The organism is Nonomuraea sp. NPDC049637, assembly GCF_040675235.1.
GTDB lineage: Bacteria > Actinomycetota > Actinomycetes > Streptosporangiales > Streptosporangiaceae > Nonomuraea.
Genome location: NZ_JBFAOM010000021.1, coordinates 108394 through 134116, shown reverse-complemented (window position 1 = coordinate 134116; position 25723 = coordinate 108394). Strand labels below are relative to the sequence as shown.

Annotated in this window: 22 protein-coding genes; 14 read left to right on the top strand and 8 right to left on the bottom strand. The window is 72.7% G+C overall.

What is annotated here, in order from left to right; translation table 11 throughout:
- Positions 1-3: 3 nt before the first annotated feature.
- Both AB0J71_RS27635 and AB0J71_RS27630 read right to left on the bottom strand, forming a co-directional pair.
- Positions 4-1827, bottom strand: a complete 1824-nt coding sequence (locus AB0J71_RS27635; RefSeq protein ID WP_364416704.1) for an ABC transporter ATP-binding protein — start codon at positions 1825-1827, stop codon at positions 4-6.
- Positions 1827-3641, bottom strand: a complete 1815-nt coding sequence (locus AB0J71_RS27630) for an ABC transporter ATP-binding protein (RefSeq protein ID WP_364416702.1) — start codon at positions 3639-3641, stop codon at positions 1827-1829. The genes AB0J71_RS27635 and AB0J71_RS27630 overlap by 1 nt, the downstream gene beginning before the upstream one ends.
- A gap of 143 nt (positions 3642-3784) precedes the next feature.
- Here AB0J71_RS27630 and AB0J71_RS27625 point away from each other — a divergent pair, with 143 nt between their 5' ends.
- Positions 3785-4984, top strand: coding sequence for a hypothetical protein (locus AB0J71_RS27625; RefSeq protein ID WP_352323129.1), 1200 nt, complete (start codon positions 3785-3787; stop codon positions 4982-4984).
- A gap of 22 nt (positions 4985-5006) precedes the next feature.
- On the opposite strand, the gene AB0J71_RS27620 is transcribed toward AB0J71_RS27625, so the two are convergent.
- Both AB0J71_RS27620 and AB0J71_RS27615 read right to left on the bottom strand, forming a co-directional pair.
- Entirely contained in the window at positions 5007-5813 is an 807-nt protein-coding gene (locus AB0J71_RS27620; protein WP_364416700.1) for a hypothetical protein, read from the bottom strand.
- Between the two features lie 115 nt (positions 5814-5928).
- Complete coding sequence (locus AB0J71_RS27615; RefSeq protein WP_364416698.1) at positions 5929-8031, bottom strand: sensor histidine kinase; 2103 nt, start codon at positions 8029-8031, stop codon at positions 5929-5931.
- Between the two features lie 163 nt (positions 8032-8194).
- On the opposite strand from AB0J71_RS27615, the gene AB0J71_RS27610 reads away from it, so the two are divergent.
- Entirely contained in the window at positions 8195-8470 is a 276-nt protein-coding gene (locus AB0J71_RS27610) for a sulfurtransferase TusA family protein (protein ID WP_352323132.1), read from the top strand.
- A gap of 16 nt (positions 8471-8486) precedes the next feature.
- Here the strand turns inward: AB0J71_RS27610 and AB0J71_RS27605 are convergent, their stop codons facing one another.
- A complete protein-coding gene (locus AB0J71_RS27605; RefSeq protein WP_364416696.1) occupies positions 8487-9458 on the bottom strand; it encodes a helix-turn-helix domain-containing protein in 972 nt (323 codons plus the stop codon).
- Between the two features lie 72 nt (positions 9459-9530).
- Here AB0J71_RS27605 and AB0J71_RS27600 point away from each other — a divergent pair, with 72 nt between their 5' ends.
- Positions 9531-10727: an MFS transporter gene (locus AB0J71_RS27600; RefSeq protein ID WP_364416694.1), complete on the top strand. Its 1197-nt coding sequence runs from the start codon at positions 9531-9533 to the stop codon at positions 10725-10727.
- Positions 10728-10998: 271 nt separating this feature from the next.
- A complete protein-coding gene (locus tag AB0J71_RS27595) occupies positions 10999-11787 on the top strand; it encodes an alpha/beta hydrolase (RefSeq protein ID WP_364416692.1) in 789 nt (262 codons plus the stop codon).
- 92 nt (positions 11788-11879) lie between these two features.
- Here AB0J71_RS27595 and AB0J71_RS27590 read toward each other — a convergent pair whose 3' ends face one another.
- Positions 11880-12626, bottom strand: a complete 747-nt coding sequence (locus AB0J71_RS27590) for an SRPBCC domain-containing protein (RefSeq protein WP_364416690.1) — start codon at positions 12624-12626, stop codon at positions 11880-11882.
- Between the two features lie 331 nt (positions 12627-12957).
- On the opposite strand from AB0J71_RS27590, the gene AB0J71_RS27585 reads away from it, so the two are divergent.
- From AB0J71_RS27585 to AB0J71_RS27560, 6 genes are all read left to right on the top strand, one after another.
- Complete coding sequence (locus tag AB0J71_RS27585) at positions 12958-14127, top strand: histidine kinase (protein ID WP_364416688.1); 1170 nt, start codon at positions 12958-12960, stop codon at positions 14125-14127.
- Positions 14124-14780: a response regulator transcription factor gene (locus tag AB0J71_RS27580; RefSeq protein ID WP_352323138.1), complete on the top strand. Its 657-nt coding sequence runs from the start codon at positions 14124-14126 to the stop codon at positions 14778-14780. Before AB0J71_RS27585 ends, AB0J71_RS27580 begins: the two co-directional genes overlap by 4 nt.
- A gap of 29 nt (positions 14781-14809) precedes the next feature.
- Positions 14810-15127 (top strand): DUF3140 domain-containing protein, encoded by a 318-nt coding sequence (locus AB0J71_RS27575; RefSeq protein WP_352323139.1) that lies wholly within the window; start codon positions 14810-14812, stop codon positions 15125-15127.
- Positions 15128-15209: 82 nt separating this feature from the next.
- A complete protein-coding gene (locus AB0J71_RS27570; RefSeq protein ID WP_352323140.1) occupies positions 15210-15422 on the top strand; it encodes a hypothetical protein in 213 nt (70 codons plus the stop codon).
- Between the two features lie 86 nt (positions 15423-15508).
- Positions 15509-18454: a BTAD domain-containing putative transcriptional regulator gene (locus AB0J71_RS27565; RefSeq protein ID WP_364416686.1), complete on the top strand. Its 2946-nt coding sequence runs from the start codon at positions 15509-15511 to the stop codon at positions 18452-18454.
- 172 nt (positions 18455-18626) lie between these two features.
- Positions 18627-19643, top strand: coding sequence for an acyl-CoA desaturase (locus AB0J71_RS27560; RefSeq protein ID WP_364416684.1), 1017 nt, complete (start codon positions 18627-18629; stop codon positions 19641-19643).
- A gap of 3 nt (positions 19644-19646) precedes the next feature.
- Here AB0J71_RS27560 and AB0J71_RS27555 read toward each other — a convergent pair whose 3' ends face one another.
- On the bottom strand, positions 19647-19862 hold the full coding sequence (locus AB0J71_RS27555; protein ID WP_352328126.1) for a hypothetical protein: 216 nt from the start codon (positions 19860-19862) through the stop codon (positions 19647-19649).
- Positions 19863-19909: 47 nt separating this feature from the next.
- Here AB0J71_RS27555 and AB0J71_RS27550 point away from each other — a divergent pair, with 47 nt between their 5' ends.
- The 4 genes from AB0J71_RS27550 to AB0J71_RS27535 all read left to right on the top strand — a co-directional run bounded on the left by AB0J71_RS27550 (position 19910) and on the right by AB0J71_RS27535 (position 23796).
- The gene (locus AB0J71_RS27550; protein WP_364416682.1) at positions 19910-21031 is read left to right on the top strand and encodes a sensor histidine kinase; all 1122 of its coding nucleotides are present in this window, start codon (positions 19910-19912) and stop codon (positions 21029-21031) included.
- Entirely contained in the window at positions 21028-21696 is a 669-nt protein-coding gene (locus tag AB0J71_RS27545; protein ID WP_352328128.1) for a response regulator transcription factor, read from the top strand. The genes AB0J71_RS27550 and AB0J71_RS27545 overlap by 4 nt, the downstream gene beginning before the upstream one ends.
- Before the next feature lie 97 nt (positions 21697-21793).
- On the top strand, positions 21794-23044 hold the full coding sequence (locus AB0J71_RS27540; protein WP_352328129.1) for a cytochrome ubiquinol oxidase subunit I: 1251 nt from the start codon (positions 21794-21796) through the stop codon (positions 23042-23044).
- Positions 23045-23055: 11 nt separating this feature from the next.
- The gene (locus AB0J71_RS27535) at positions 23056-23796 is read left to right on the top strand and encodes a cytochrome d ubiquinol oxidase subunit II (RefSeq protein ID WP_352328130.1); all 741 of its coding nucleotides are present in this window, start codon (positions 23056-23058) and stop codon (positions 23794-23796) included.
- A 153-nt stretch (positions 23797-23949) separates the two neighbouring features.
- Here AB0J71_RS27535 and AB0J71_RS27530 read toward each other — a convergent pair whose 3' ends face one another.
- Entirely contained in the window at positions 23950-25701 is a 1752-nt protein-coding gene (locus AB0J71_RS27530) for a 5'-nucleotidase C-terminal domain-containing protein (RefSeq protein ID WP_352328131.1), read from the bottom strand.
- Between the last annotated feature and the right edge of the window lie 22 nt (positions 25702-25723).

Sequence of the window (25723 nt, the reverse complement as noted above, 5' to 3'; positions counted from 1 at the left end):
CCGTCAGGTCTCGCCGACGGCGACGAACCCGGTGTCGGGCCGGTAGTCGGGCGACTGGTGGCGGAAGTAGGTGTTGTAGACCTGGCAGTAGCGGCCGCCGCGGGCCAGCAGCGAGGCGTGGTCGCCCTCCTCCACGATCCGGCCGTGGTCGAGCACGATGATGCGGTCGACGTGCTCGATCGTGGACAGCCGGTGGGCGATCACGATCGAGGTGCGGCCGGCCAGCACCACGTCGAGCCCCTCCTGGATCTGGGCCTCGGTCAGCGGGTCGACGCTGGCCGTGGCCTCGTCGAGGACGACGATCGCCGGGTCCTGGATGAGCAGGCGGGCCAGCGCGACGAGCTGCCGCTGGCCCATGGACAGGGCCCGCCCGTGCTCGCCCACGTCGGTGGCCAGGCCGTGGGGCAGCGCCTCGATCCAGTCGCCGCCGCCGACCGCGGCCGCCGCGGCCAGCACCTCGTCGTCGCCCGCGTCGGGCCGCGGGTAGCGGATGTTGTCGGCGACCGTGCCGCTGAACAGGAACGGCGCCTGCGGCACCGCGCCGATCTGCCGCCGGTACGCGCCGAGGTCGAGCGAGCGGATGTCGTGGCCGTCGATCAGCAGGCGGCCTTCCTGGAACTCGTAGAAGCGGGTGATCAGCTTGCCCAGCGTGGACTTGCCGGCGCCGGTGTGGCCGACCAGCGCGACGGTCTCACCCGCCTCGACGACCAGGTCGAAGCGGCGGAGCACGGGGTGGGCCGCGTCGTAGCCGAAGGTGACGTCGTCGAACTCGATGCGCCCGGCCAGCCTGCCCGGGTCGGCCGAGCCGGTCTGCACGACCCGGGGCGGGGCGTCGATCAGGGCGAAGACCCGCTCGGAGGCCGACAGACCCTGCTGGAACTGCGACCAGAAGGCGGCGATGGAGGTCAGCGGCATCCAGAACAGCGACACGCCCTGCAGGAACAGGTACCAGTCGCCCGCCGACAGGCCGCCGCCCAGCACCGCGGTGCCGCCGAGCTGGACCAGCGCGACCGTCGCGAGCCCCGCCACGAGGAACAGCAGGGGGAAGATGGCCGAGAAGACGAAGCCCTGCCGCAGCGTCACCCGGTAGCTCTGCTCGTTGACCGGCCGGAACTCGTCGTAGACCTGCTGCTCCTGACGGAAGTTCTTGGCCACGGCGATGCCGCCCATGGTCTCCTGCAGGTTGGCGTTGACCCGGCTCAGCGACCGCTGGGCCCGCCGCGTGCTGGACCGGGCCAGCCGCCGGAACAGCAGCGCCATGCCCATCACGACCGGCGCCACCAGCAGGGTCAGCAGCGCCAGCTCGACGCTGCGCAGGAACAGCAGGACGGTGACGAACCCCACCATCAGCACCTGGCTGATCAGATCCATCGTCAGGGTGGAGACCGTGGCGAAGTCGTCGGTGTCGGAGGTGACGCGGCTGACGATGCGGCCTGACGGGGTCTCGTCGTAGAACGACAGGTCGCGTTCGAGCACGGCGTCGAAGGCGTCTTCGCGCAGGCGCAGCACGACGTCGCCGGTGACCCGCGCGCTGTACCACTGGCGGACGAAGTTGAAGGCCCAGCTCAGCGCGCCGGCGAGCAGGATGCCGACGACGAGCAGCGGGCCGACGCCGGCGATCGTGCCGTCCTGGATGGCGTCGACGCCCTTGCTGGCCAGCAGCGGCAGGGCCGCCTGCGCCGCCGAGACCAGCACGATCATGGCCGCCACCAGGAACATCGCGCCCAGCTTGGGGCGGAAGTAGGCGAGGATCCGGCGCGTCAGGTCACGGTCGGAGTAGGTGCGGTCGTAGTCCTCGGCGTCGAGGCCGTCCATGATGAAGCCCATCAGTGGACCCTTTCCTGCTCGTCGAGTGCGCCCTGATCGACCGGGACCTCGTCGTAGTGGGAGAAGATGCGGCGGTAGAGGGGGCTGCCGGCGATCAGCTCGTCGTGGGTGCCGAAGCCGGCCACCTGGCCGCGCCGCAGCAGCAGGACCTTGTCGGCCCAGCGGATCTGGGAGAGCCGGTGGGTGATCAGCAGGGTCGTGCGCCCTTCCTGGATGCGCTCGATGGCCTGCTGGATGCGGTCTTCGGTGGCGGAGTCGATGGCGCTGGTGGAGTCGTCGAGGACGAGGATCGCCGGGTCGGTCAGCAGCGCCCGCGCGATGGCCAGCCGCTGGCGCTGGCCGCCGGACAGCGTGAGGCCGCGCTCGCCGATGACGGTGTCGTAGCCGTCGTCGAGCTCGGCCACGAACTCGGCCGCCTGCGCGTCCTCGGCCGCCCTGACCACGGCCGCGCGGTCGGCCCGCTGGCCGAGGCCGAAGGCGATGTTCTCGGCCACGGACCGCGAGAACAGCACGACGTCCTGCTCGATGGTGGAGATCTGGGAGCGCAGCGAGTCGAGGTCCCAGTCGCGGACGTCGACCCCGTCGACCAGGATCCGGCCCGAGGTGACGTCGTAGATGCGGGGCACCAGCTTCGTCAGCGAGCTCTTGCCCGCCCCGGTCTCGCCGACGATCGCCACCGTCTCGCCCGGCCGCACGGTGAACGTCACCCCCCGCAGGACGGGCTCGCCCTCGCCGTAGCCGAACGTGACGTCGTCGAAGACGATCTCGCCTCCGATCGGCGGGACGTGGCCGGCGGCCGGCTGCGCCAGCTCGGTCTCGGCGTTGACGATGTCGAGGATCCGGCGGGAGGACACGATGCCGATCTGCACCAGCGAGAACGTGAAGATCGAGATCTGGGTCGGGAAGCCGAGCATGCCCATCAGCCCCATGAAGGCCACCAGGTCGCCGATCGTGATGGCGCCGGCGGCGTGGAGGAGGAGCGCGTGCCACAACGCCCCCGCCATGGCGCACGCGAACAGCAACGTGGGCAGGTAGCGAGCCTGGACGAGGCCGTTGCGCACGAACGAGTCGCGGTAGCGCCGGGCGTTGGCGCGGAAGCGCAGCCGCTCCTGCGCCTCCTGCGCGGTCACCTTGATCACCTCGATGCCGCGCACCGCCTGGCTCAGCCCGGCGTTGAGGTCGCCGAACTCGTCGCGCATGCGGGTGGCCACCGGGTTGAGCTGCCCCATGTAGTGGCGCAGCGCGAACCCGAACGCCACCGCGAACACCACGGGCACCAGCAGCAGCCGCGGGTCGATCGCGGCGATGAAGACCAGGGGCACCAGGCCGGTGAGCCCGGAGTCGACGATCAGGTCGACGCCCGGACTGATCATGATGGAGAGCTGGCGGATGTCGTTGGCCGCCCGCGCCATCAGGTCGCCCACCCGCTGCCGGTTGTGGAAGGTCTGGCTCTTGCCGAGCAGGCCGGCGTAGAGCTCGTCGCGGGCGTCGCGTTCGAGCCGCTTGGCCAGGGTCTCGCTGCTCAGCCGGGCGACGAGGTCGAACGCACCGCGGGCCGACACCACCGCCAGCAGCGCCAGGGCGACCAGCCCGAGTGCGGCGGCGGGCGTGCCCCGGCCGCCCAGCACCGCGTCGAAGGCCGAGCCGGTGAGCTGGGGGACCAGCGCGTTGAGCACCACCATCACCAGCGAGCCGCCGAGGAAGCCCGTCAGGGGGAGCGGATGGCGGCGCAGGTGGGACCAGAGCCAGCGGACCGGCCCGCGCCGGTCGTAGCGCGGGCCTTCGACGGAGAACTCCGAACTGCCGCTGGTCACGGTGAAACCCCTTGGCCGAGAGCGGGCGGACATCGGACCTGTTTGTATCACCGGCCACCGACAGAATCCGAAGGGGTTTTCCGGCCGCCCGTGAAGGCAAAGAGCGGGCAGCGTCACGCAACGAGACAGTAATCTTACCCACCGTGGACTCTTTCCTCCATCAAGCGGACCTGCTGCCGCTCGTGACCCTCCAGCCGCCGGTGCGCCTCCTCCCGGCCGACGACCTCGCGGCCGTGGTCCGGGCGACGCCGGTCGTCCACGAGCTGCTGCGCCTGGCCCGCGCCGCCGGTGAGCCGGGGGCGGCGGGGCCGGGGCAGGGGCGGCTGTGGGGCGTGGCCGAGGACAGCCGGCTCGTCGACGTGCGCGACGGGGCCGCCACGACCGGCCCGGCGGTCGAGACCCTGACGTCGGGGCCGGCCGACGACGTGCTGGACACGTGGGGCGACATCCTCTACTCGCTGTTCTCCCCCGAGGCCGACGCCGCGGCGCTCGACGCGGGCACGAGCACCCTGCTGATGCTGCTCAGCCACCGCGACGCCCTGCCGGTGGCGCAGATCCCCGAGCTGACCGACGAGGCGGCCGACGAGCTGGCCTGGTTGGGGCTGATCCGGCGCGACGGCTCGTCGGTGTCGCTGACCCCGCTCGGCACCTGGAGCGCGCTCGACCTCTTCAAGACCCTCATCGGCCAGGACATCCCGGTCCACGGCGGCACGGCCGGCGCCGACGCCCCCACGCTGCTGCGGGCCCTGCGCACCTACGACGACGACGAACGCGCCGAGGAGGTGCGCGTCTGGCTGGGCGGGCGGGATCCGGCGCGGGCCGCCGAGGAGATCGCCGACGTCCTGCTCGACGTCAGCCCGCTGAGCCGGGCCGTCGGCCTGACCGTGTTGCTGGAGGACCTCGGCCGGCCGGGCCGGGAGATCGCCGACGCGTTGCGCGCGGTGCCCCGGCTGGGGGCGCTCATCCGGGCCCGGGAGAAGGAGGACCACGACGTGCCGCCCGCGCCCGTCGACGTGGCCTGGGTGTACGCCGACATGACCGTGGCCGCGATGGAGATCGGCGGGCCGGCCGAGTCGATACTCCAGCTCTCCGGCAACCTCGACGTCGACGACGTGCTCAGCATGCTCGGCATGATGACGTGCAGCGACCACCCCTACACGACGCCGATGTTGCGCTTCCTCATCGAGCACCATCCGACGCCCCGGGTGGCCTCGGCCGCGCGCGTGGCGTTGCAGCGGTGGCGCGGGGTGCACGTACGGCCGCCGGGCGAGCGCGGACGCCTGCCCAGGAAGCCCCGCAAACCGGGCAAGACGGCAGGCGCCCAGAAGCGCCGGCGACGCTGACCGCGCCCGTCCGGAGCGGGGCTCAGGGCCTGCGGGTCAGCCTGAGGGCGGCGCCGACGCGCTCGGCCCACTGCCAGGGGGCGTCCGTGCCGCCGGGCAGGGCGTTGTAGTACTCCCAGCCGCTCACCCCGCCCATCCCGGGATGCCGGTGCAGCAGTTCGGCGACGGTGGCGGCCAGGCGGTCGATCTCGACGTGGCCGACGCCCCCGTTGTCGGGGCTGGTGACCGCCCCGGCCACCAGCTTGCCCGCCGGCACCACTCCCCCGGCGAGCACGGCGTCGTAGTCGCACGGGTCGGCCAGGCTGCGCGGGCCGCCGTACATCGGCAGGTTGAGCCAGGCGAGGTCGGCGCCCTGCTCGCGGAAGACCTGGTCGTGGTCCACGGCGGCGGACGGGGTGAGCGCGAGCAGGAAGGCCGGGCCGAAGTCGGCGCGCAGCCGGTCGATCAGGCGTCCGAGGGCGGCCGGCGGCACGGGCTCGGTCAGGTGGAGGTCCACGCCGTCGAGGCGGCGGCGGGCGAGCAGGCGGCGCAGCGGCGGGTAGCAGGTCTCGAAGTCGTGGTCGAAGCGGTCGAGACCGTCGATCATGGCCAGGGCGCGGGCGCCGTACACCTGGGTGACCTGGACGTCGTCCCACATCTGGGCCAGGTCGGGGCAGTCGGGCGGGGCGCCGTTGAGCCGGACGTCGCCGTCCGCGCCGACCTCCACGGTGGCGACGACCAGGTGGGTCAGGCCGGTACGCCGTTCGATCAGGGGCAGCGGGGAGACGTAGAGGCCGCCGTCGCAGTGGGTCCGGTAGTACATCACCAGGCGGGGTGTGTGCTGGGGCAAGGCACGTCCTCCGTGAGGAATGAGGTGATACTTCACCATGTTCCACACCAAGGGTGAGATCAAAACTACTCTCGGTTGATTTTGCCTGGCGCGCTCCAGCACCGGGCAGGCGCGCTCAGCGGCCCGCGCGCGGCGGCCTGACCGGCTCCTTCGCGGCCGAGCCCAGGGGCAGCATGACCTCGACCCGCGTCCCGGCCCCCGGCCCGCTGTTGACGACGCAGATGCCGCCGAGCTCGGCCGCCCGCTCCCGCATCGAGCCGAGGCCCACCCCCGCGCTGTACGCGGCGGGCAGCCCGCGGCCGTCGTCGGCGACCACCACGCGCAGCACCGAGTCCCGCTGGAGCACGATGCTGGCGCGGGAGGCCCTGGCGTGCCGCCGGATGTTGGTCAGCGCCTCCTGGACGATCCGGTAGACGGCCACCTCGACGGCGGCGGGCAGGTCGGTCAGGCTGCCCTCGACCTCCACCTCGATCTCGGTGTCCGGGGAGGACTGGCCGGCCAGCTCGCGGACGGCCCTGGCCAGGCCGAGGTCGTCGAGCGCGGGCGGGCGCAGGCCGTACACCAGCTCCCGGATGTCGTCGGTGACCGCGCCCATGCCGGTGTGCAGCTCGCGCAGCAGCTCGTCGGCGGCGTCGGGGGACTTCTTCAGGCTCGTCCTGGCCATGTTGATGGTCATGGCCATGGCCGAGAGGGTCTGGCCGAGGCCGTCGTGCAGGTCGCGGCGCAGGCGGCGGCGTTCCTCCTCCCTGGCCGTCAGGATGCGTTCCCTGGAACGCTGCAGGTCGGCGGCCATGCGCACGGCGTGCGCCACGTCGGCGGCGTACGGCGTGAGCGTGGTGAGCACGCGCTCGTTGTGGGCGGCGGGGAAGCGGCGCGGGCCGGGCGGCCCGACGAACAGGCGGCCGACGCGCTCGCCGTGCCACACCAGCGGCACCTGGCGGGGCTCCGCGCCCACCCGGCCGCTCTCGACGTAACGCGGCTCGCCGTCGGCGACCTCCACGGCCACGCCCTCGACCGCGAGCCCGTCGCGCAGCACGCTCACCACGGAGGTCAGCGCCTTGGCCGGGTCGCCGCGCCGGACTGCCTGGGTCAGGCGCTCGGCCAGCACGGCGGGGTCGCCGACGCTGCCGTACAGCAGGTGGTCGACGGCGCGTTGCAGCACGTGCCGCAGCGGCTGGAAGAACGCGCCGGCGAACAGCGCGGCGGCGATGCCGGCGATCTCGTCGTAGCCGGAGACCACGAGGCTGGACAGCGCGCCCGCGCCGAAGTAGACCGCGCTCACCACGGCCACCAGCCCGGCCGCGACGAAGGCCCGGCTGATCACCGTGTCGATGCCGTAGAGCCGGTAGCGGGTCACCGAGAACGCGACGGCGACCGGGATGAGCGCCGCCCACACGACGCTCGGCCACAGGAGCGCCGGCACGAACGCGGCCAGGATCAGGAACACGACATAGCCGGCGAACGCGAACAGCGGCCAGCCGATCTGCCGCCTGCCCACCGGATCGGCCCGGCGCAGCCGCAGCGCCAGGGAGAGCGCCGTCAGCGCCATGGCGACGTAGATGCCGGTCCAGGCGACGGTGGAGACGGCCTCCACGTACGGCCCGAGCGCGCGGATCTGCAGCGGGTTGGGGATGACGGCGGGGTAGGGGTAGCTGCCGGGGGGGGGGTCGGGCCGGAACACCGAGCGGGCCAGGTCGAGCCCGAGCGAGAACGCGCCCAGCAGCAGCACCCACCGCCAGCGCGGCGAGGGCAGCCGCCCGTCGGGCGAGTAGAGCGGCAGCAGCATGGTGAGCGCCAGGCCGCACACCGCCCACCCGACCTGGGCGGGGAAGCGCACGAGCCCGGCCGCGACGAGCTCGCCGTCGGCGGCCAGCCGGAACATCAGCGCGCTGGACAGGTCGCTGACGGCTGCGGCGATGCCGCCCGCGACCATCAGCCATGCCATGTTCAGCCGGGGCCGGTGGAAGATCAGGAACGCGCCGACCGCGGGGAAGGTCAGGGCGGCGGCCGTCTGGGGCGAGGCGGTCCGCAGCGGGGTCCACGCCTCCGGCAGCCGGGCGTAGATGAGCAGCGCGGCGACCGTGAGAACCGGCGAGGCCACCGCCAGGACGACGGCCGTGACGCGCGCGAGCCGCACACCCCGGCCCGCGGAGCCGCGCCCGGTGCCGCGGCTCTCCGCCGGCCCGGCCTCTTCGGCGATCTCGGTGAACCCGGTCATCTCATCACCGCCTTCCCCAACACTTGAACAGGATTATGACCTTTTTACTGGGATAATCCGCCCGTTGTGTCCGGGCCGTTACCGTCCGACGCCTGCTCCGGCCCCTCACGGGGCCAGGACAGGCCTCAACCTACTCGACGGCGGCGCGTGGTTTCCTATACGCATGCCCGAACCTGATCTCGTGATCGACGGCGGCGACAAGATGTGCGTGCAACTGCTCATCGAGCTGCGCGGGCACGTGCTGCGCGCCGGTCCCGGCGCCGTGATCCACCTGATCGCCACCGACCCCGCCGCGCCCGTCGACCTGCCCGCCTGGTGCCACCTGACCGGCCACTCCTACCTCGGGCCGGTGCCCGGCGCCGGGCGCCCGACGTACGCGGTGCGCGTCGCGGACGCCGCCAAGGAGACCGAGCCCACCCGTCCCTGGCACGCGGCCTGACGGCGGTCGCCGCCCGTCAGCGGAAGGAGCGCCGGTAGGCGGCCGGAGTGGTGCGCAGCGCGGTGTGGAAACGGCGGCGGAGGTTGACGGCCGAGGAGAGGCCGACGCGGGTGGCGATGGTCTCGACCGGCAGGTCGGTCTCCTCCAGCAGCGCGCGGGTGGCGGCCAGCCGGCGTTCCAGCAGCCAGCGGGCGGGCGGCACGCCGAGCTGGTCGGCGAACTGCCGGGTCAGGGTACGCGCGGAGACCCCCGAGTAGGCGGCCATGTCCTCGACGGTGACGTGGTCGGGCAGGCGGCCGAGCAGCCATTCCAGCAGCGGGGCCAGGGAGTCCGGCATGGGCCCCGCGGTGGGCAGCGGCGGATACTGGCGCTGGCAGCCCTCGCGGTGCGGCCCGGCGGCGAGCTGACGGCCGATGCGCATGGCGTGGGCCGCGCCGTGGTCCTGGAGCACCTGGTGCAGGCAGAGGTCGAGGGTGGCGGCCGAGGCTCCGGCGGTGGCGACGTCGCCGTGGTCCACGTAGATGACGGTGTCGTCGGGGATGACGCGCGGGTGACGGGCGGCCAGCCCCCCGGACAGCTCCCAGTGGACGGACGCGCGGCGGCCGTCCAGCAGGCCCAGGGCGGCGGGGATGAAGATGCCCGCGCAGACGGCGACGATCCGCGCCCCGCGGGAATGGGCCCGGGACACCGCGTCGAGCACGGCCGGCGAGGGGACCAGGGTCCAGCCCGCGACGATCACGGTGTCGGCCTCGTCCATGGCGTCCAGACCGCTGTCCACCTGCATGGGGACGCCCAGGGTGGTGGAGAGCGAGCCCGGCCGCTCGGCGCACAGGGTGAAGCTGTAGTGCTGGGGGATGTCGGGGCCCTGGTAGCCGAAGACGGCCGAGGCCGAGGTGACGGGGTAGAGCTCCTGGTTGGGGGCGACCAGGGCGACCACGCGGTGCGGGCTGACGGGGGCCGGAGGCGTCTCCGGGCAGTCCAGGGGCATGGCGCAAATGTACCCAATGATGTCATTTGGGACACCGGTGCTTTGATCTGGAGAAATCCAGAATTGGGGCTCATGTGGACGAGGAGTTTCGCCCTCTACTTCGGGGCCCGCACGATCTCGCTGCTCGGCGACGCGATGATGCCCGTCGCCTCGGCGCTGGCGATCGGCGAAGTTTACGGGATCGCCGGCGTCGGCTTCGTGCTCGCGCTCTGGACCGCGTCGGCCGTACTGGTCATGTTGTTCGGCGGGGTCGTCGCCGACCGGATCGGGCCCCGGCGGCTGATGATCGGCGCGGACGTGGTCAGGGTGGTCACCCAGGCCGTCGTGGCCGTCGCCTTCCTCGACGGGGCCCCGCCGTTCGTCCTGCTGCTGGCGATGGCGTTCCTGTCGGGCATGGCCGCCGGGGTGTTCGAGCCGTGCGTCAACGGCATGGTCCCGCTGGTCGCCGAGGACACGCAGCGGGCCAACGCGACCTTGAAGATCGCCGAGGCGGTCACCCAGCTCGCCGGGCCCGCGCTGGCCGGGGTCCTGATCGTGGCCACCGGGCCGGTCTTCGTCTACACCGTGGACGCCGCGACGTTCCTGGTCAGCGCGGTGTGCCTGGTGCTGGTGCGGGTCGCCGTGCCCAGGCCGGAGCCGTCCGACGTGCTGAGCGACCTGCGCAGGGGCTGGGAGGAGTTCAAGGCCAGGAGCTGGATGTGGTCGGTCATCCTGGTCTGGGTGTTCTGGGGGGTGCTGGTGGTGGGGCCGTCCGTGCCGCTGTCGTCCCAGGTCATCGGGGCCGACTACGGGTGGGTGATGGCGGCGCTCGGCCTCGGGACCGTGCTGGGCGGGCTGGTGGCGATCCGGCTGAAGCCGCGCAGGCCGCTGGCGGCGGGGGCGGTGGCGCTGATCGGGTACGTGCCCGTGCCGCTGTCGGTCGCGCTCGGGGCGCCGCTGCCGCTGCTGATGTCCGGGCACCTGGCCGGGGGGTGCGCGATGGCGTTCTGGTCGGTGATGTGGTCGACGGCCGTGCAGACCCAGGTCGCGCCGGACGTGCTGAACCGGGTCAACGCCTACCAGGTGGCCGGGTCGGTCGCGGGCATGGCGGTCGGGCAGGCGCTGGCCGGACCGGTGACCGCGCTGGTCGAGCCGCGCGCCTTCATGCTGGTGTCCGCCCTGGTGACGGTCGGCGTGGTGACGGCGCTGCTGGTGATCGGGCCGGTGCGGCGGCTCGGCCGCAGGTCGCAGGCGTCCGGGAGCGGGCAGGTCACGGTCCCGGCGACGTGACCGATGCCGGGGTGGCGCCCACGGCACGTGCCGCGGCCGGGGCGGGCGGCTGGCAGACCGTCCGCCCCCGTCTGCGGCACGTGCCGTCCCCTCCTCTTCGCGGCACGCGACGTGGGAGCCGCCCCAGCGTCCCCCGCGCTCAGGACGACTCCACCAGACAAGAGCGCAGAGGTACCCGTATCAGTACGTCCTCCCGCAAAGTTTTCTTGACAATTTTATTTGTCGGTAGCTACCGTGGGCACCACGAAACGGGAGGAACACCATGAGCAGCATGATCAACTCCGCGGACGGCACCCCCATCGCGTACGAACGCGCAGGCCAGGGCCCGGCGGTCATCCTCGTGGACGGCGCACTCAGCTTCCGCGGCTCCAGCATCAACGGCGGCCTGGCCGAAGCGCTCGCCCCCGACTTCACGGTCTACACCTACGACCGGCGCGGACGGGGCGAGAGCGGCGACACCGGGCCGTACGCCATCGAACGGGAGGTCGAGGACCTGGCCGCGCTCGTCAAGGAGGCCGGCGGCCCGGTCCGCCTGTACGGCACCTCGTCCGGCGCCGCCCTCGCCCTGGCGGCGGTGCAGAACGGCCTGCCGGTCGAGCGCCTGGCCCTGTACGAGCCGCCGTTCGTCGTGGACGGCACCCGCGCCCCGGTCAAGGACGACTACCCGCGACGGCTGGCGGCGCTGGTGGCCGCGGGCCGCCGGGCCGAGGTGGTCAGGATGTTCATGCGCGAGGGGGTCGGCCTGCCGGCGGTCGTGGTGGCGATGATGCGGTTCATGCCGGCGTGGGGCAGGCTCAAGGCGGTGGCGCACACCCTGCCGTACGACACCGCGCTCGTCTTCCCGTACCAGCGGGGCCTGCCGTACCCGGAGGGGGCGTGGGCGTCGGTGACCGTCCCGACGCTCGTCGCCGACGGCGGGAAGAGCCCGGCGTGGATGCGCAATTCCGTGGCCGCGCTGGCGAAGGCGCTGCCCGCGGCCGACCACCGCACGCTCGACGGGCAGACCCACATCGTCAAGCCGGAGGCCCTGGCGCCGGTGCTCCGGGAGTTCTTCGCCTGAGGGCCGGCGGTCAGGCGAAGACGGCGGAGTTCCTCGCCTGAGGGCCGCGGGTCAGACGGACACCGTGGAGTTCCTCGCCTGAGGGCCGGCGGTCAGGGGGAGACGGTGGCGAGCCAGTGGGTCCAGGCGGCTTCCAGGGCCTCGCCGTCCACCGGCGCGTAGGCGTGGTGCTCCACCACCGCCATGCCGCGTCCCTGGACGAACATGTACAGGCCGTCGTCCGTACGGACCGCCACGAACGTGCCCGGAGCGGTCACCCACTCCACGACGCCCGGCTCCGGCGAACGCCCCTCGATCGCGACCGTCACCTTCTCCCCCGCCACCGGACGGCCCGCGACGCCGAGCGCGGCCCCGAGCGCGGCCCAGAACCGCTCCTCCGACGCGCACGGGCTGGCCAGGAACAGGTTGTGGGCAGAGATCCTGCCGGGGAAGTGCCTGAGGTAGACGGCCAGCTTGTACAGGTACTGCAGGTCGCCGCGCTCAAGGTCGTCGTACTCCGACTCCCAGTCGTCGCCGAGGAAGCCGCTGTGGACGAAGCGGAGCACGGTGCTGCCCGAGCCGCGGGCCTCCAGCAGGTACTCGAAGGCCATGAAGGTGCCGTCGGGGTTCTCCACGCCCCGGTGGGCCAGGCGCCTGCCCGGCTCCCAGGCGGTCACCACCGACTCGGTGGCGACGTCTTCGCCGAAGGTCTGCGTGCCCCGGCCGCCCACGCGCGGTTCCAGTTCGGTGCGGCCCATGAACCACGAGTCGATGCCCGGTCCTTCCGCGATGGCCCGCCAGACGACGTCGGGGGCGGCGTCCAGCGGGATCTCGTGGCGGATCTCGAACTCGTGCGGCATGGCGGTCTCCCTGTCACGGCCCGGCGCGGTGTGCGGCCGACGATCGCACCGACAATATCGGTTGTCAAGCCGACTCCTGTTGTCGGCCCGCGCGCCGTGGCAGGTGGGGCGCGGCAGCGAGGGGCATCCCTCTTGAGAGCGAGGCGCGGGATCGCCCGTCCCGGCGATCCCATCCGGAGCGGAAAACCGCAGGATGAGTGCATCGCCCCGCCCCTTTGAGGAGAACCCCCGATGAACACCCGCGCCGCGTTCGTGGCCGCCCCGCTGCGCCGCCGGGGCCAGGACGGCGCCCGGCCCTCGCTCGTCCATGCGTGAGGAAGAATGGGACCCTGTGTCCGATCTGACGCTTGTCGACGTCCTTCGTCGCCGGCTTCGAGCGCTCCCCCACCTCTGGGTGGACGGGGCGCTCGCCCTGTTGATCGCCCTCGTCCAGGTCTGGCCGCTGATCTCCAGCCATGACTCGCAGGGCGGCAGATGGGACTGGTGGGGGTACGTGATCGCGATCGGCGCCTCGCTCCCCGTCGTCTGGCGGCGCCGGTGGCCGGTGACCATGCTGATCGCCAGCCTGGTCGTGGGCGCGCTCTACGACTTCGCCGACAACGTCGCCCGCCAGCCCATCTGGTACGGCGCCCTGGTCGCCTTCTACACGGTCGCCGCGTACTCACCCCGCCTGCCCAGGGTCGTCATGCTCGTCGTGACCCTCGTCGGCGGCCTGGCCTCCGTCGGCTCGTGGGAGACCGCGATGCGCGGGGTCGCCCTGTTCACCGCCGCCTACGCCATCGGCCGCGCGGCGGCCACGTCCCGCGCCCACGCCGCCGAGCTGGCCGAGCGCGCGGCCCGGCTCGAAAGGGAGCGTCAGTTGGAAGCCGAGCGCGCGGCCGAACGCGAGCGGGCCAGGATCGCCCGCGACATGCACGACATCCTGGCCCACGCGGTCAGCCTCATGGTGGTCCAGGCCGAGGCGGGGCCCGTCGTGGTGCGCAGCAACCCGGCCAGGGCCGAGGCCGCCTTCGACGCCATCGCCGCCGCCGGCCGGGACGCGATGGTGCAGCTGCGCCGCATGCTCGGCGTACTGAAGGAGGACGAGCCGCAGGCGCCGCGGGCGCCGCAGCCGACGCTCGCGGAGCTGCCCGCGCTGGCCGGCCAGGTGGCGGGCACCGGCCTGGACGTGAGCTTCGCCGAGTCCGGCGAGCCCCGCCCGATCGGCCCCGACAGCGCGCTGGCCGCCTACCGGATCACGCAGGAAGCGCTCACCAACATCGTCAAGCACTCCGGCGCCGACCGCGCCGAGATCCGGCTCACCTGGGAGGACGACCACCTGATGATCGACGTCACGGACAACGGGCGCGGCGGCGGCCCCGCGCTGCCCTCGGGCGGCAACGGCCTGATCGGCATGCGCGAACGGGCCGCGGCCTGCGGCGGCAGCGCGACCGCCGGCCCGCGCGCGGACGGGCCCGGCTTCGCCGTGTCGGCGCGGCTGCCGCTGGGGGCCGGCCAGTGAGCGTGCGCGTCGTGGTGGCCGACGACCAGGAGCTGGTCAGGGGCGGGTTCGCGATGATCCTCGACGCCCAGCCCGACATCTCGGTGGTGGCCGAGGCGGGCGACGGGGTCGAGGCCGTGGCCGCCGTACGGGCCCACGAGCCGGACGTGCTGCTGCTCGACATCCGCATGCCCAGGATGGACGGCATCGAGGCGGCCAGGATCGTGTGCGCCGAGACTGCCTGCCGGGTGCTGATGCTGACCACGTTCGACCTGGACGACTACGTGTTCGACGCGCTGCGCGCGGGCGCGAGCGGGTTCCTGCTGAAGGACGTGCGACGCGACGACCTGGTGACCGCGGTGCGCGTGGTGGCCGCCGGCGAGTCGCTGCTGGCGCCCACGGTGACCAGGAGGCTGATCGCCGAGTTCACCTCCCGCCCCGCGACGACCGCCGCCCCCGCGCGCACGCTGGAGTCGCTGACCGCCAGGGAGCGCGAGACGTTGCAGCTGATCGCGCGCGGCCTGTCCAACGCGGAGATAGCCGAGGCCATGGTGGTCAGCGAGCACACCGTGAAGACGCACGTCAGCAACGTGCTGAGCAAACTGGGGCTGCGGGACCGCGTGCAGGCGGTGATCGCGGCCTACGAGTCGGGGCTGACCGTTCCCGGGGCGTAACGCGAGGGTTGGGCGGGTAGGCGGCCCATATGACTGAGGGTTTCGACACTGACACGCTCTGGAACGAGTTCCACCGGGCGGTCAACATGAACTCGGAGGAGCTGCGCGGCTACCTGCTCGCCGACGCCTCGGACGAGGAGGGCTTCCCTCCCGACCCCGACATGGGCATCGACGAGCTGGGCAGGGGCGTGCTGCACGTCCTGAGCAAGCGGAAGGGCGACCTGACCAAGGCCGACCTCGACGTGATGCGTCAGGTCGTCGAGCTGGTCGAGACCATGGGCGACCGGACGGACGACGACTCGCGCCGCGAGCTCATGTCCGTCGGGCACGACCCGCTCAGGGCATAACGCCCCGAATTCAACAAATGGTGGATGTGAGGCGACGCAAAGTGATGAAATGTGCGAAGCCGACTTCGTCCGAGGAGATCCGTTGAGAGACAACCTCGACCTCGCCGCGAGCGCCCAGCAGCTGGCCGACGCCGCCCCGACGGGATCGATCGACCGTGCCGCCGCCTCGTCCGTGGCCATCACACTGGCCACGACGCGTGACATCGCCGACGCGCGGCAGGCCCTCGACGGGTTGACCCCGGAGGAGGTGCGTCAGGCGGCGCTCACCCTCTTCGACCGGCTCTCGGAGAGCTGAGCCCACTGCGCCGGCCTGCTCGAACCGGGTGAAGGCGGGCGTCCCGCCGGGAACCCGGCATGGCTGCATGCCCGTACGGTGGGGGCATGCGGATCGGGGTCTTGGGGCCGCTCCAGGTGGCTGGGGCCGAGGTCGGCGGCGCCCGGGTGCGGGCCCTGCTCGTCCGTCTGGCGCTCGACCCGGGCCGGGTGGTGACCGCCGACCGGCTGATCGACGACCTGTGGCCCGGCGAGCCGCCCGCCCATCCGGCCGCGGCACTCCAGTCGCTGGTGTCGCGGGCCCGCAGGCAGGCGCCGGGGCTGATCTCCTCGCACCCGGCCGGCTACCTGCTCGACGTGCCGCCCGGCGAGGTGGACGCGTCGGAGTTCGAGCGGCTGGTGCGGGCCGGTGATCCGCGCGGCGCGCTGGCGTTGTGGCGCGGGCCCGCCCTGGCGGACGCGGCCGGGCTGGCGTTCGCCGCCGCGCCCGCGGCCCGGCTGGAGGAACTGCGCCTGACGGCCCTGGCCGCCGCGATCGCCGCCGACCTGGCGGCCGAGTCCGCCCTCACCCCCGAGTCCGCCCTCACCCCCGAGTCCGCCCTCTCCCCCGAGTCGGTGCCCGCCGCCCTCGCCGCCGAGCAGGCGCGGGGCGGACGTGACGGCGGCCCGGGGGTCGTGGCCGAGCTGGAGGAGCTGGTCGCGGCGCACCGGCTGCGGGAGCCGTTCCACGCCCTGCTCATGCGGGCGCTGGTGGCGCGCGGGCGGCGCGGCGAGGCGCTGGAGGTCTTCGCGCGGATCAGGGCCGACCTGGCCGACGAGCTGGGCGTCGATCCCGGCCCCGAGCTGCGCGCGGCCCATGTGGCGGCGTTGCGCGACCCGGCTCCCGCGCCGAGGGGCAACCTGCCCGCCCGGCTCACCGGGTTCGTCGGCCGGACCGGCGACGTCGCCCGGCTGCACGCCCTGCTGGGCGGCCGGGACGAGCGGCTGGTCACGCTGGTCGGGCCCGGCGGCGTGGGCAAGACCCGCCTGGCGCTGGAGGCGGCCCGCGGCCTCGACGTGCCCGACGGCGTGTGGCTGGTCGAGCTGGCCTCCGCCACCGGGGTGCGGGCCGCGGTCGAGAGCGTGCTGCGGACGACCGACGTGGTCCGCGCGCTGCGCGGCACGTCGCCGCTCATCGTGCTGGACAACTGCGAGCACGTCGTGGAGGAGGCCGCCACGGTCGCGCGGTGGCTGCTGTCGGAGGTCGCCGGGCTACGTGTCCTGGCCACCAGCAGGGAGCCGCTCGACATCCCCGGCGAGGTGCTGCATCCCGTCCTGCCGCTGCCCGAGGCCGCGGAGCTGTTCCTGGCGCGGGCCGCGGCGGCCAGGCCCGGCCTGGAGGTGAGCGCGGCCGACGCCGAGCGCGTCTGCCGGGAGCTCGACGGCATCCCGCTGGCGATCGAGCTGGCCGCCGCCCGGCTGCGCACGATGCCGGTGTCCGTGCTGGTCCGGCAGCTCGGCGACCGGCTGGCCTTCCGTGGGGGGCGCACGTCCGAGCCGCGTCACCGTACGTTGCGCGACGTCGTCGACTGGAGCTGGAACCTGCTGTCGGCGTCCGAGCGCGAGCTGCTGCGCGGGCTGACGGTCTTCTCCGGCGGCGCGACGTACGAGGCCGTCGCGCAGGTGTGCGGCGGCGACCCGGACGACCTCGCCTCGCTGGTGGACAAGTCGCTCGTCTCGGTCTCCGGCGACCGCTACTCGATGCTGGCCACCATCAGGCAGTACGCCGCCGCGGACCTGCCCGGCCTCCGGCAGGCCCACGCCCGCTACTACACCCGGCTGGCCGAGACCGCCGACCCCCTCCTGCGTACCGGCGAGCAGCTCGCCTGGCTGGAGGTGCTGGACGCCGAGCAGGACAACCTCGATGCCGCGCTGCGCCACTCCGACGACCCGCTCCGGCTGATCCTGCCCCGGTTCTGGCCCTGGATCATGCGCGGACGGCGGCGCGAGATGAGCGAGCGGGCGGCGGCCGTGCTGCGCCGGGTCGGGGACGTGCCGCCGCCGGGGCGCGAGCTGGCGCACGGGCTGTGCCGGGTGCTCACGGGCGGCGAGCCGACCCAGGCGGTGCTCGACTCCGACCATCCCGCCGCGCTGAACTTCTGGGCCATGAGCGGCGCGCAACGCCCGCCCGCCGACGTCGTCGAGCTCACCGAGGACGTCGTCGAGCGCCTGCGCGACTCCCCCGACCTGTGGACGCGCTCGGCCGCGCTGCTGGTCGGCGGCATCGTCCGGTTCGAGTACGGCCCGGTCGCCGGCGCGCAGGACCTGCTCGGCCCGGCGCTCGACGGCTTCCGCCGCACCGGCGACCGCTGGGGCCAGTGGGCCTGCCTCTACTGGTTGTCGCTGGTCGCCGAGAACCGCGGTGACTTCGCCGCCGCGCTCGCCCGTGCCGAGGAACCCGGCCGCCTGGCCGCGGAGCTGTCGGGGCTGGACGCGCCGTTCGGCCCGATGACGTTCCTGCTCCGGCTCGGGCAGCTCAAGGCGCGGACGGGCGACCACGAGGGGGCCGCCGCCACGCTGGCGGAGGCGTGGCGGTCGGCGTTGCGGGCCGAGGACGCGGTGACCCAGGCCAGGGTCCTGCACGCCCGCGCCGAACTGGCCCGGCGCACCGGCGACCGGTCGGGGGCGGCCCGGCTGCTCGACCGCGCGCTGACCCTCGACAACGGGGACGGGCCCGCGCAGTTCAGGGCGTTCATGCGGGTCGAGCTGGCCCGCGTGGCGGAGCCGGGGCCGCCGCTGCGCACGGCGCTGGAGCTGATGGAGACCTGCGGCGACCGGACGGCCCGCGCCACCGTGCTGGAAGGCGTGGCCGAGCACCTGCCGCCCCGGCCGGCGGCCGAGTTGCTGGGCGCGGCCCGCGCGCTGCGCGGCGTCGCCGGCTCCGCCGATCCCGCCCTGGCGGCGCTGGACGGACGATGCCGCTCCGCCCTCGGCCCCGACGCCTTCCACGAGGCTCTGACCAGCGGAGCGGCGCTGCCGAACCCGGAGCGGCACGCACTGTCGCTGCTCGGCTGAGCCCGTCGCGTACGCGGCACCCGGCGCCGGGCCATATGGTCAGGGAAGAGGCCACGGAAACCGACGACGAACCCCTTCTCCGCCGCTCCCCGGACGACCATGGAAAACCTTCCGGTTTCGCAGCGGATACGCCAGGGTTGTGGCAACTTTCCACCACAATGTGAGGAGATCTGTGGCCAGTCCAAGTGTGGTCGACACCCGGGGCAGTGACTTCGCCCGACTAGCCCGCCGCATCTCTGACGCCGGTCTCCTCGACCGGCGTCCGGTCTATTACGCGGTGCGGCTGACCGCCGTGGTCGCCGCGTACCTCGGCTGCTGGGCGTTGTTCGCCTGGGTGGGCGACTCGTGGTGGCAACTGCTCGTCGCGGTCGCGCTGGCCGTGGTCTTCGCGCAGATCGGCTTCGTCTCCCACGACCTCGGCCACCGCCAGGTGTTCAGGACGCGGCGGCCGAGCGACGTGACCGGTCTCCTGCTGGGGAACCTCGGCATCGGCCTGGGCTGGGGATGGTGGACCAGCAAGCACAACCGCCACCACGCCAACCCCAACCACGAGGACCACGACCCGGACGTCTCACCCGCGGTCATCGTCTGGTCGGACGACCAGGTGGCGCGGAGCGCGGGCCTGCCGCGGACCGTCGCGAAGTACCAGGCGTTCCTGTTCTTCCCGCTGCTCACGCTCGAGGCCTGGCACCTGCACATCGCCAGCTTCAAGGCGCTGCTCGCGCCGGCGGCCAAGCGGCCGTGGGCCGAGCTGGCGCTGCTGACCACGCACTTCGTGCTCTACTTCGGCGCGGTCTTCGCCGTGCTGCCGTTCGGCAAGGCGCTGGTGTTCCTGGCCGTGCATCAGGGGCTGTTCGGCCTCTACCTGGGCTCCACGTTCGCGCCCAACCACAAGGGCATGCCCGTCCTGACCAAGGACGACAAGCTGGACTTCCTCCGCAAGCAGGTGCTGACCTCCCGCAACGTCAGGGGCGGCCTGTTCACCGACGTGGCGCTCGGCCAGCTCAACTACCAGATCGAGCACCACCTGTTCCCGAACATGCCCGCGCCCAACCTGCGCAAGGCGCAGCCCATCGTCGAGAGCTACTGCGCCGAGGTCGGCGTCAGCTACCTGCAGACCGGGCTCGTCGCCTCCTACGGCCAGGCCCTGCGCCACCTGCACGAGGTGGGCGCTCCGCTGCGCCGCTGAGCCTCAGCCCTCCTCCTCGACCCGCCTCTCCAGATCCGCCCGGCGTCGTTCGAGGTCGGCGATCAGCTCGGACTGCTCGTCGGCCTGGGCGATCATGGCCGAGGTCTCGATCTGGTCGGTCGCGCCCATGGTGCCCACCTGGTCGCGCAGGTCCTGGTTCTCCGCCTTCAGCCGGGCCAGGTCCTCTTCGACCTGCCGGAGCTCATCCTTGGTACTCATCTCGGTCAACTACCCCATGACTCGCACGACCATACAAAATGGAGCACATGCGTAGATTGTCGGCGAGCACCGCGGTGTCCCTCGGGGTGGTCGCCGTCGCGCTCGCCGGCACCCTGGTCGCCGGGCTCAGGAGCGAGCAGTCTCCCAGCGTGCTCGACGTGGTGCTGCCGATCGTGTCGTGCGGCGCGCTGATGTTGCGGCGGCGCCTTCCCGTCACGTCGCTGATCGTGGTCGTCGTGGCGGTGTCCGCCTACTACCCGCTCGCCCGGTTCGACGGACCGCTGGTCGTGCTGGTGTTCGTGGCCCTCTACACCGCCGCCGACCAGGGACGGCTGGCCGCCGCGATCGCCACCGGCGCCGCCGTGCTGCTGGCGATGGGGTTCGGCGAGGCCCACGGGTCCAGGCACGTGGACGACGGCACGTTCGGCGCGATCACCGGCTGGGTGGTGGCCGCCATCGCGTTCGGCGGGGTCACCAGGAACCGCCGGGCGTACCTGCTGGAGGCGCAGCGGCGCGCGCTGGACGCCGAGCACTCCAAGGAGGAGGAGGCCAGGCGGCGCGAGAGCGAGGAACGGCTGCGCATCGCCAGGGAGCTGCACGACGTGCTCGGGCACAACATCTCCATGATCAACGTGCAGGCGTCGGCCGCGCTGCACGGGCTGGCCAGGCGTCCCGAGAAGGCCGAGGCCGCGCTGCGGACCATCAAGGAGACCAGCAAGGAGACGCTGCGCGAGCTGCGCACCACGCTGGGCGTGCTGCGCCAGGTGGACGAGGACGCGCCCACCAGGCCCGCGGACAGCCTCGCGCGGCTGCCGGAGCTGGTCGCGGCGTCGGGGCTGGAGGTGGCCGTCGAGCCGTCCGGGCCGCTGGACGCCGTGCCGACCGAGGTCGACCTGGCCGCCGCCCGCATCATCAGGGAGTCGCTGACCAACGTCGCCCGCCATTCCGGCACGACGAAGGCCACCCTCTCGGTCAGCAACTCCGCAGGGAACATCCTGATCCGGGTCGAGGACGACGGCCCGGGCGCCACGTACACCGAAGGCAGCGGCTTCGGCCTGCAGGGCATGCGCGAGCGCGCCGCCGCGCTCGGCGGCGACCTGGAGGCCGGCCCGCGCCCCGAGGGCGGCTTCCGCGTCGCCGCCCGCCTGCCACTGAACGGAGACCGATGATCCGCGTCCTGCTCGCCGACGACCAGACCCTGGTCCGCGCCGGTTTCCGGTCGATTCTCTCCGACGAGGACGACATCGAGGTCGTCGGCGAGGCCGGCACCGGCGTGGCGGCCGTGGCGGGCGCCCACGAGCACCGGCCCGACGTGGTGCTCATGGACATCCGCATGCCCGAGCTCGACGGCCTGGAGGCCACCCGGCGCATCGCCGGCGACCCGCGGCTCGACGGCGTCAAGGTCATCATCCTGACCACCTTCGACCTGGACGACTACGTCTACGGCGCGCTGCGCGCGGGCGCGGGCGGCTTCCTGGTCAAGGACACCGAGCCGGCCGAGCTGATCCACGCGATCCGGGTCGTGGCCAGGGGCGACGCGCTGATCTCGCCGTCGGTGACCCGGCGGCTGATCGCGGAGTTCGCCGGCCGGGTCAAGCGGCCGGAGCCGGGCCCAGAGCTCAACGCGCTCACCGAGCGCGAGCGGGAGGTCATGGGCCTGGTGGCGGCCGGGCTGTCCAACGACGAGATCGCCGCCCGGCTCGTGCTCAGCCCCGCCACGGCGAAGACGCACGTCAGCCGCATCATGACCAAGCTGGGCGTGCGCGACAGGGCCCAGCTCGTGGTGGTCGCCTACGAGGCCGGGATGATCACGCCGGGCTGGCTTACAACCTGAGTCGTACGACTTCAGCGATCTTCGGCCCTGGGTTGTACGCCCGATTGCAGACCCGGGCATGACGCGCCGGAGCAGGCCGTGACGCCAAGCTCTCGGCATGGACACCGTCGACCTCGCCCGGCTGCAGTTCGCGTTCACCGCGGGCGCGCACTTCCTCTTCGTCGCGCTGACGCTCGGCCTGGCGACGCTGGTGGCCGTCGTCCAGACCCGGGCCACGTTCAGCGGCGACCCCGTCCACCTGCGGATGACGAGGTTCTGGGGGCAGCTCTACATCATCAACTACGCCATGGGCATCGTCACCGGGCTGGTCATGGAGTTCCAGCTCGGCCTGTCGTGGAGCGGGCTGACCGACTACGCGGGCAACGTCTTCGGCGCCTCGCTGGCGATCGAGACGCTGGTGGCCTTCTTCGTCGAGGCCACGTTCCTGGGCCTGTGGATCTTCGGCTGGAACCGGCTGAACCGCTGGGCGCACCTGGCGCTGATCTGGGTCGTCACGCTCACCGCGTACGCGTCGGCGTTCTGGATCATGATCTCCAACGGCTTCCTGCAGAACCCGGTGGGCCACGCCGTCGAGGGCGGCAGGCTGCGGCTCACCGACTTCGGGGCGCTGATCGCCAACCCGGCCGCGCAGATCGCGTTCGGGCACGTCATGGGCGGCGCGATGATCGTCGGCGGGTTCTTCATGGCCGGGGTGAGCGCCTACCACCTGCGTAGGCGCACGGCCGAGCACGACCTGTTCAGGAAGTCGCTGCGGATCGGCGTCGGCGTCGCGCTGCCGGCCTCGTTCTTCACGGTGACGTTCGGCGGGCTCGGGTTCCAGACCCTCCAGCCGTCCAAGGCGGCGGCCTGGACGGGGAAGGCCGAGCGGCTGGCCGCGGTGCAGGCGGACATGGCGGCCAGGTTCGGGCCGGGCGACTACCTGCCGCCGACCGGCTGGGTGCAGGCGGCGGGCATCACGATGATGATCCTCTGGGTGGTGATGACCGTCGTGGCGGGGCTGAGCCTGCTGCTGATGTTCTTCCGGCCGGTCGTTCGGGGCTTCCGGGCCTGGCACTGGCTGCTGACGCTGATGATCCCCGTGCCGTTCGTCACCATGCTCGCCGGGTGGACCTTCCGCGAGCTGGGGCGCCAGCCGTGGGTGGTCTACGGGCTGCTGCGCACGTCCGAGGCCATGTCGCCGGTGACTGCGGGCGAGATGCGGCTGTCGCTGACGGCGTTCGTGTCGGTGTTCACGGCGCTGATCGCGGTCAACTACTGGCTGCTGGCCCGGGCGGCCAGGCGCGGGCCGGGCGCGGTCGCGCTCGGCGCCCTTCCGGCCGAGGCCCCCGTCCCCGTCCCGGCGTTCTGAAGGAGCCGATCATGGAGATCTTCGTCCTGGCCTTCTTCGCCCTCGGCTACCTCGTGCTCGGCGGGGCCGACATCGGGGTCGGCATGGCGCTGCCCTACCTCGGGCGGTCGGCGGGCGAGCGGCGCGAGGTGATCGCCGCCATCGCGCCGTTCTTCCTCGGCAACGAGGTGTGGCTGGTGGCCTCGGCCGGCGTGCTCGCGGGGCTCTTCCCCGACCTGGAGGGCCACCTCCTGAGCGGCAACTACGCGGTGGTCGTCGCGCTGCTCGTCTCGTGGGTGGTCAGGGACATGGGCCTGTGGCTGCGCGGGCGGGTGCCCGGCGCGCGCTGGCAGGCGTTCTGGGACGGCGGCATCGTGGCCGGGAGCTGGGGGCTGGCGCTGAGCTGGGGGCTGCTGCTCGCCGAGGTGCTGCTCGGCATCCAGGGGCCGCTCGTGCTGCTGGCCGCGCTGGTGGTGGCGGCGCTGTTCGCGGTGCACGGGCTGGCGTTCGCGGCGCTGCGGCTGCGCGGATCGTTGCGGGAGCGGGCCGGGGTGTTGTCCGGCGAGGCGGGCGAGGGCCGCACGTACGCGCTGACGGCCGGCGCGCTGCTGGTGGTGGGGGTGCTGGCCGGGCTGCGGCTGCCACTGGTGGCGGGGTCGTCGGGGGCGCTGCTGACGCCGGTGATCCTCGCCCTGATCCCGCTGCTGGTCGCCTCGCAGGGGTGGGTGTGGTGGACGTTCCGGCACCGGGTGACCGGGCCGTCGTACCTGTGAGTGCCTGTGGGCCCGTCGTGCCTGTGGGCCCGTCATGCCTGTGGGCCCGTCATGCCTGTGGGCCCGTCGTGCCTGTGGGCCCGTCGTGTCTGTGAGCCCGTCGTGCCTGTGACCAGGCGGGTGACCGTCGTGGGGCACCCGCCTGGCGCCGGGTCAGAACAGCGGAGCGCCATCGCGGGTCAGCCGCCAGTTGGCGGAGGCGAAGTCGGCGGGGTTGATCGTGCCCTTGGCGGTGGCGTGCTCGATCAGCGCCTGGCGGATCTCCACCTGCGCGTTGTACAGCACGGGAGCGGTGGTGACGTGCGGGAAGCCGCCGCCGCCCGACTGGCGGTAGTTGTTGATCGCGACCACGAACTCCTTGCCGGCCGGGATCGGCGCGCCCTCGAAGGTGAGGTTGGCGATGCGCTGCCCGGCGGGCTTGGCCACGTCGATGTCGTAGGAGACGCCCGAGAGCTGGTCGTAGTTGTAGTCCGGGGTGTTGCCGGCGTTGGTCAGCTTGGTGACGTCCACCGGGTCGCCCGGGTTGAGCTGGTTGAAGTACCGGGCCGAGTACTCCAGGTAGTCCTTGATCTGGGCGCCGGTCAGCTTGATCGCCAGCAGCGTGTTGTCGTAGACGTAGAGCCCGGCCACGTCCCTGACCCGCACGTCACCGGCGGGGAAGACGGCGGTGCGGCTGAACGGCGCGGCGATCGACAACACCGGCAGGGTGTTGCCCGGCAGCGCGGCCTTCACGGTCTCGGTCTGCACCTGCTGGATGTAGTCGAGGATCGGCGTGTCCTTGTACGGCGACTCGGCCGCCGACAGCTCCTCGGCCGACTTGGCGACGACCTTGTTGACGTAGCCGACCGTGGTGTCGTGCTGCGGCTTGAGCAGCGAGACGATCTTCGGGTCCTCCGTCACCGTGTTGGTGTTGAGCGTGGCCGAGCTCTTGCCGGTGACGACCCACTTGCCGTGCTGCTTGGTGAGGGTGAAGTCGAGCCGCGACAGGCGCTGGCCCCACTTGCCCGGTTCGGTGAGCAGCACCTGCCGCCCGGTGGCCTTGTTGGTCACGAAGCGCTGGGCGACCTCGTTGTGCGCGTGCCCGAACAGCACCGCGTCGATGCCCGGCACCTGCTCGGCGACCATCGCCGAGGCGTTCTCCACGGGCAGGTCGGTGCCGTAGGAGGACATGCCGCTGTCGCCCGCGTGCGCAGTCACCACGACCACGTCCGCGCCGAGGCCGCGGATGACCGGCACCCACTTCCTGGCCGACTCGACCAGGTCGGTGAAGCGCAGTTTGCCCTCGACGTTCGCCTTGTCCCAGATGGCCACGCCGGGGTTGGTCAGGCCGAGCACGCCGACCTTGATCGGCTTGTCGCCCTTCACCTTCATGGTCTTGATCACGAACGGCCGGTACGCCGGCAGCCCGCTCCCGGCGTGCACGGCGTTCGCGCCCAGCACCGGCGCCCGCATCTGCCTGATCCAGGTGGCCAGCAGCGGCAGACCGTAGTTGAACTCGTGGTTCCCGAGGGTGACGGCGTCGTAGCCGATGGCGTTCATGGCCTTGGCCATCGGGTGGGTCTGCCCGGTCTCGGTGATCGGCTCGACCTTGGCGTAGTAGTAGGCCAGGGGCGTGCCCTGGATCGTGTCACCCGAGTCGAACAGCAGCGTGTGGTCCGCCCCGCGCTCGGCCCGGACCTTGTTGACCAGCGACGACACCTGGGCCAGGCCGATGGTGTTGCCCTGCTTGTCGGCGTAGGCGGCGTCCTTGAAGTAGTCCCAGTTGAGGGCGTTGCTGTGGATGTCCGACGTCCCCATCACGGTGACGGTGACGCTCTTGTCCCCGCTCGCGTGGGCGGGGAGCGCCACCAGGGCCAGCGCGGTCAGCGCGGCGGCCCCGGTGGCGGCGAGCTTCTTGGTCTGCATGTGCCTGGAGGGTAACCAGGAC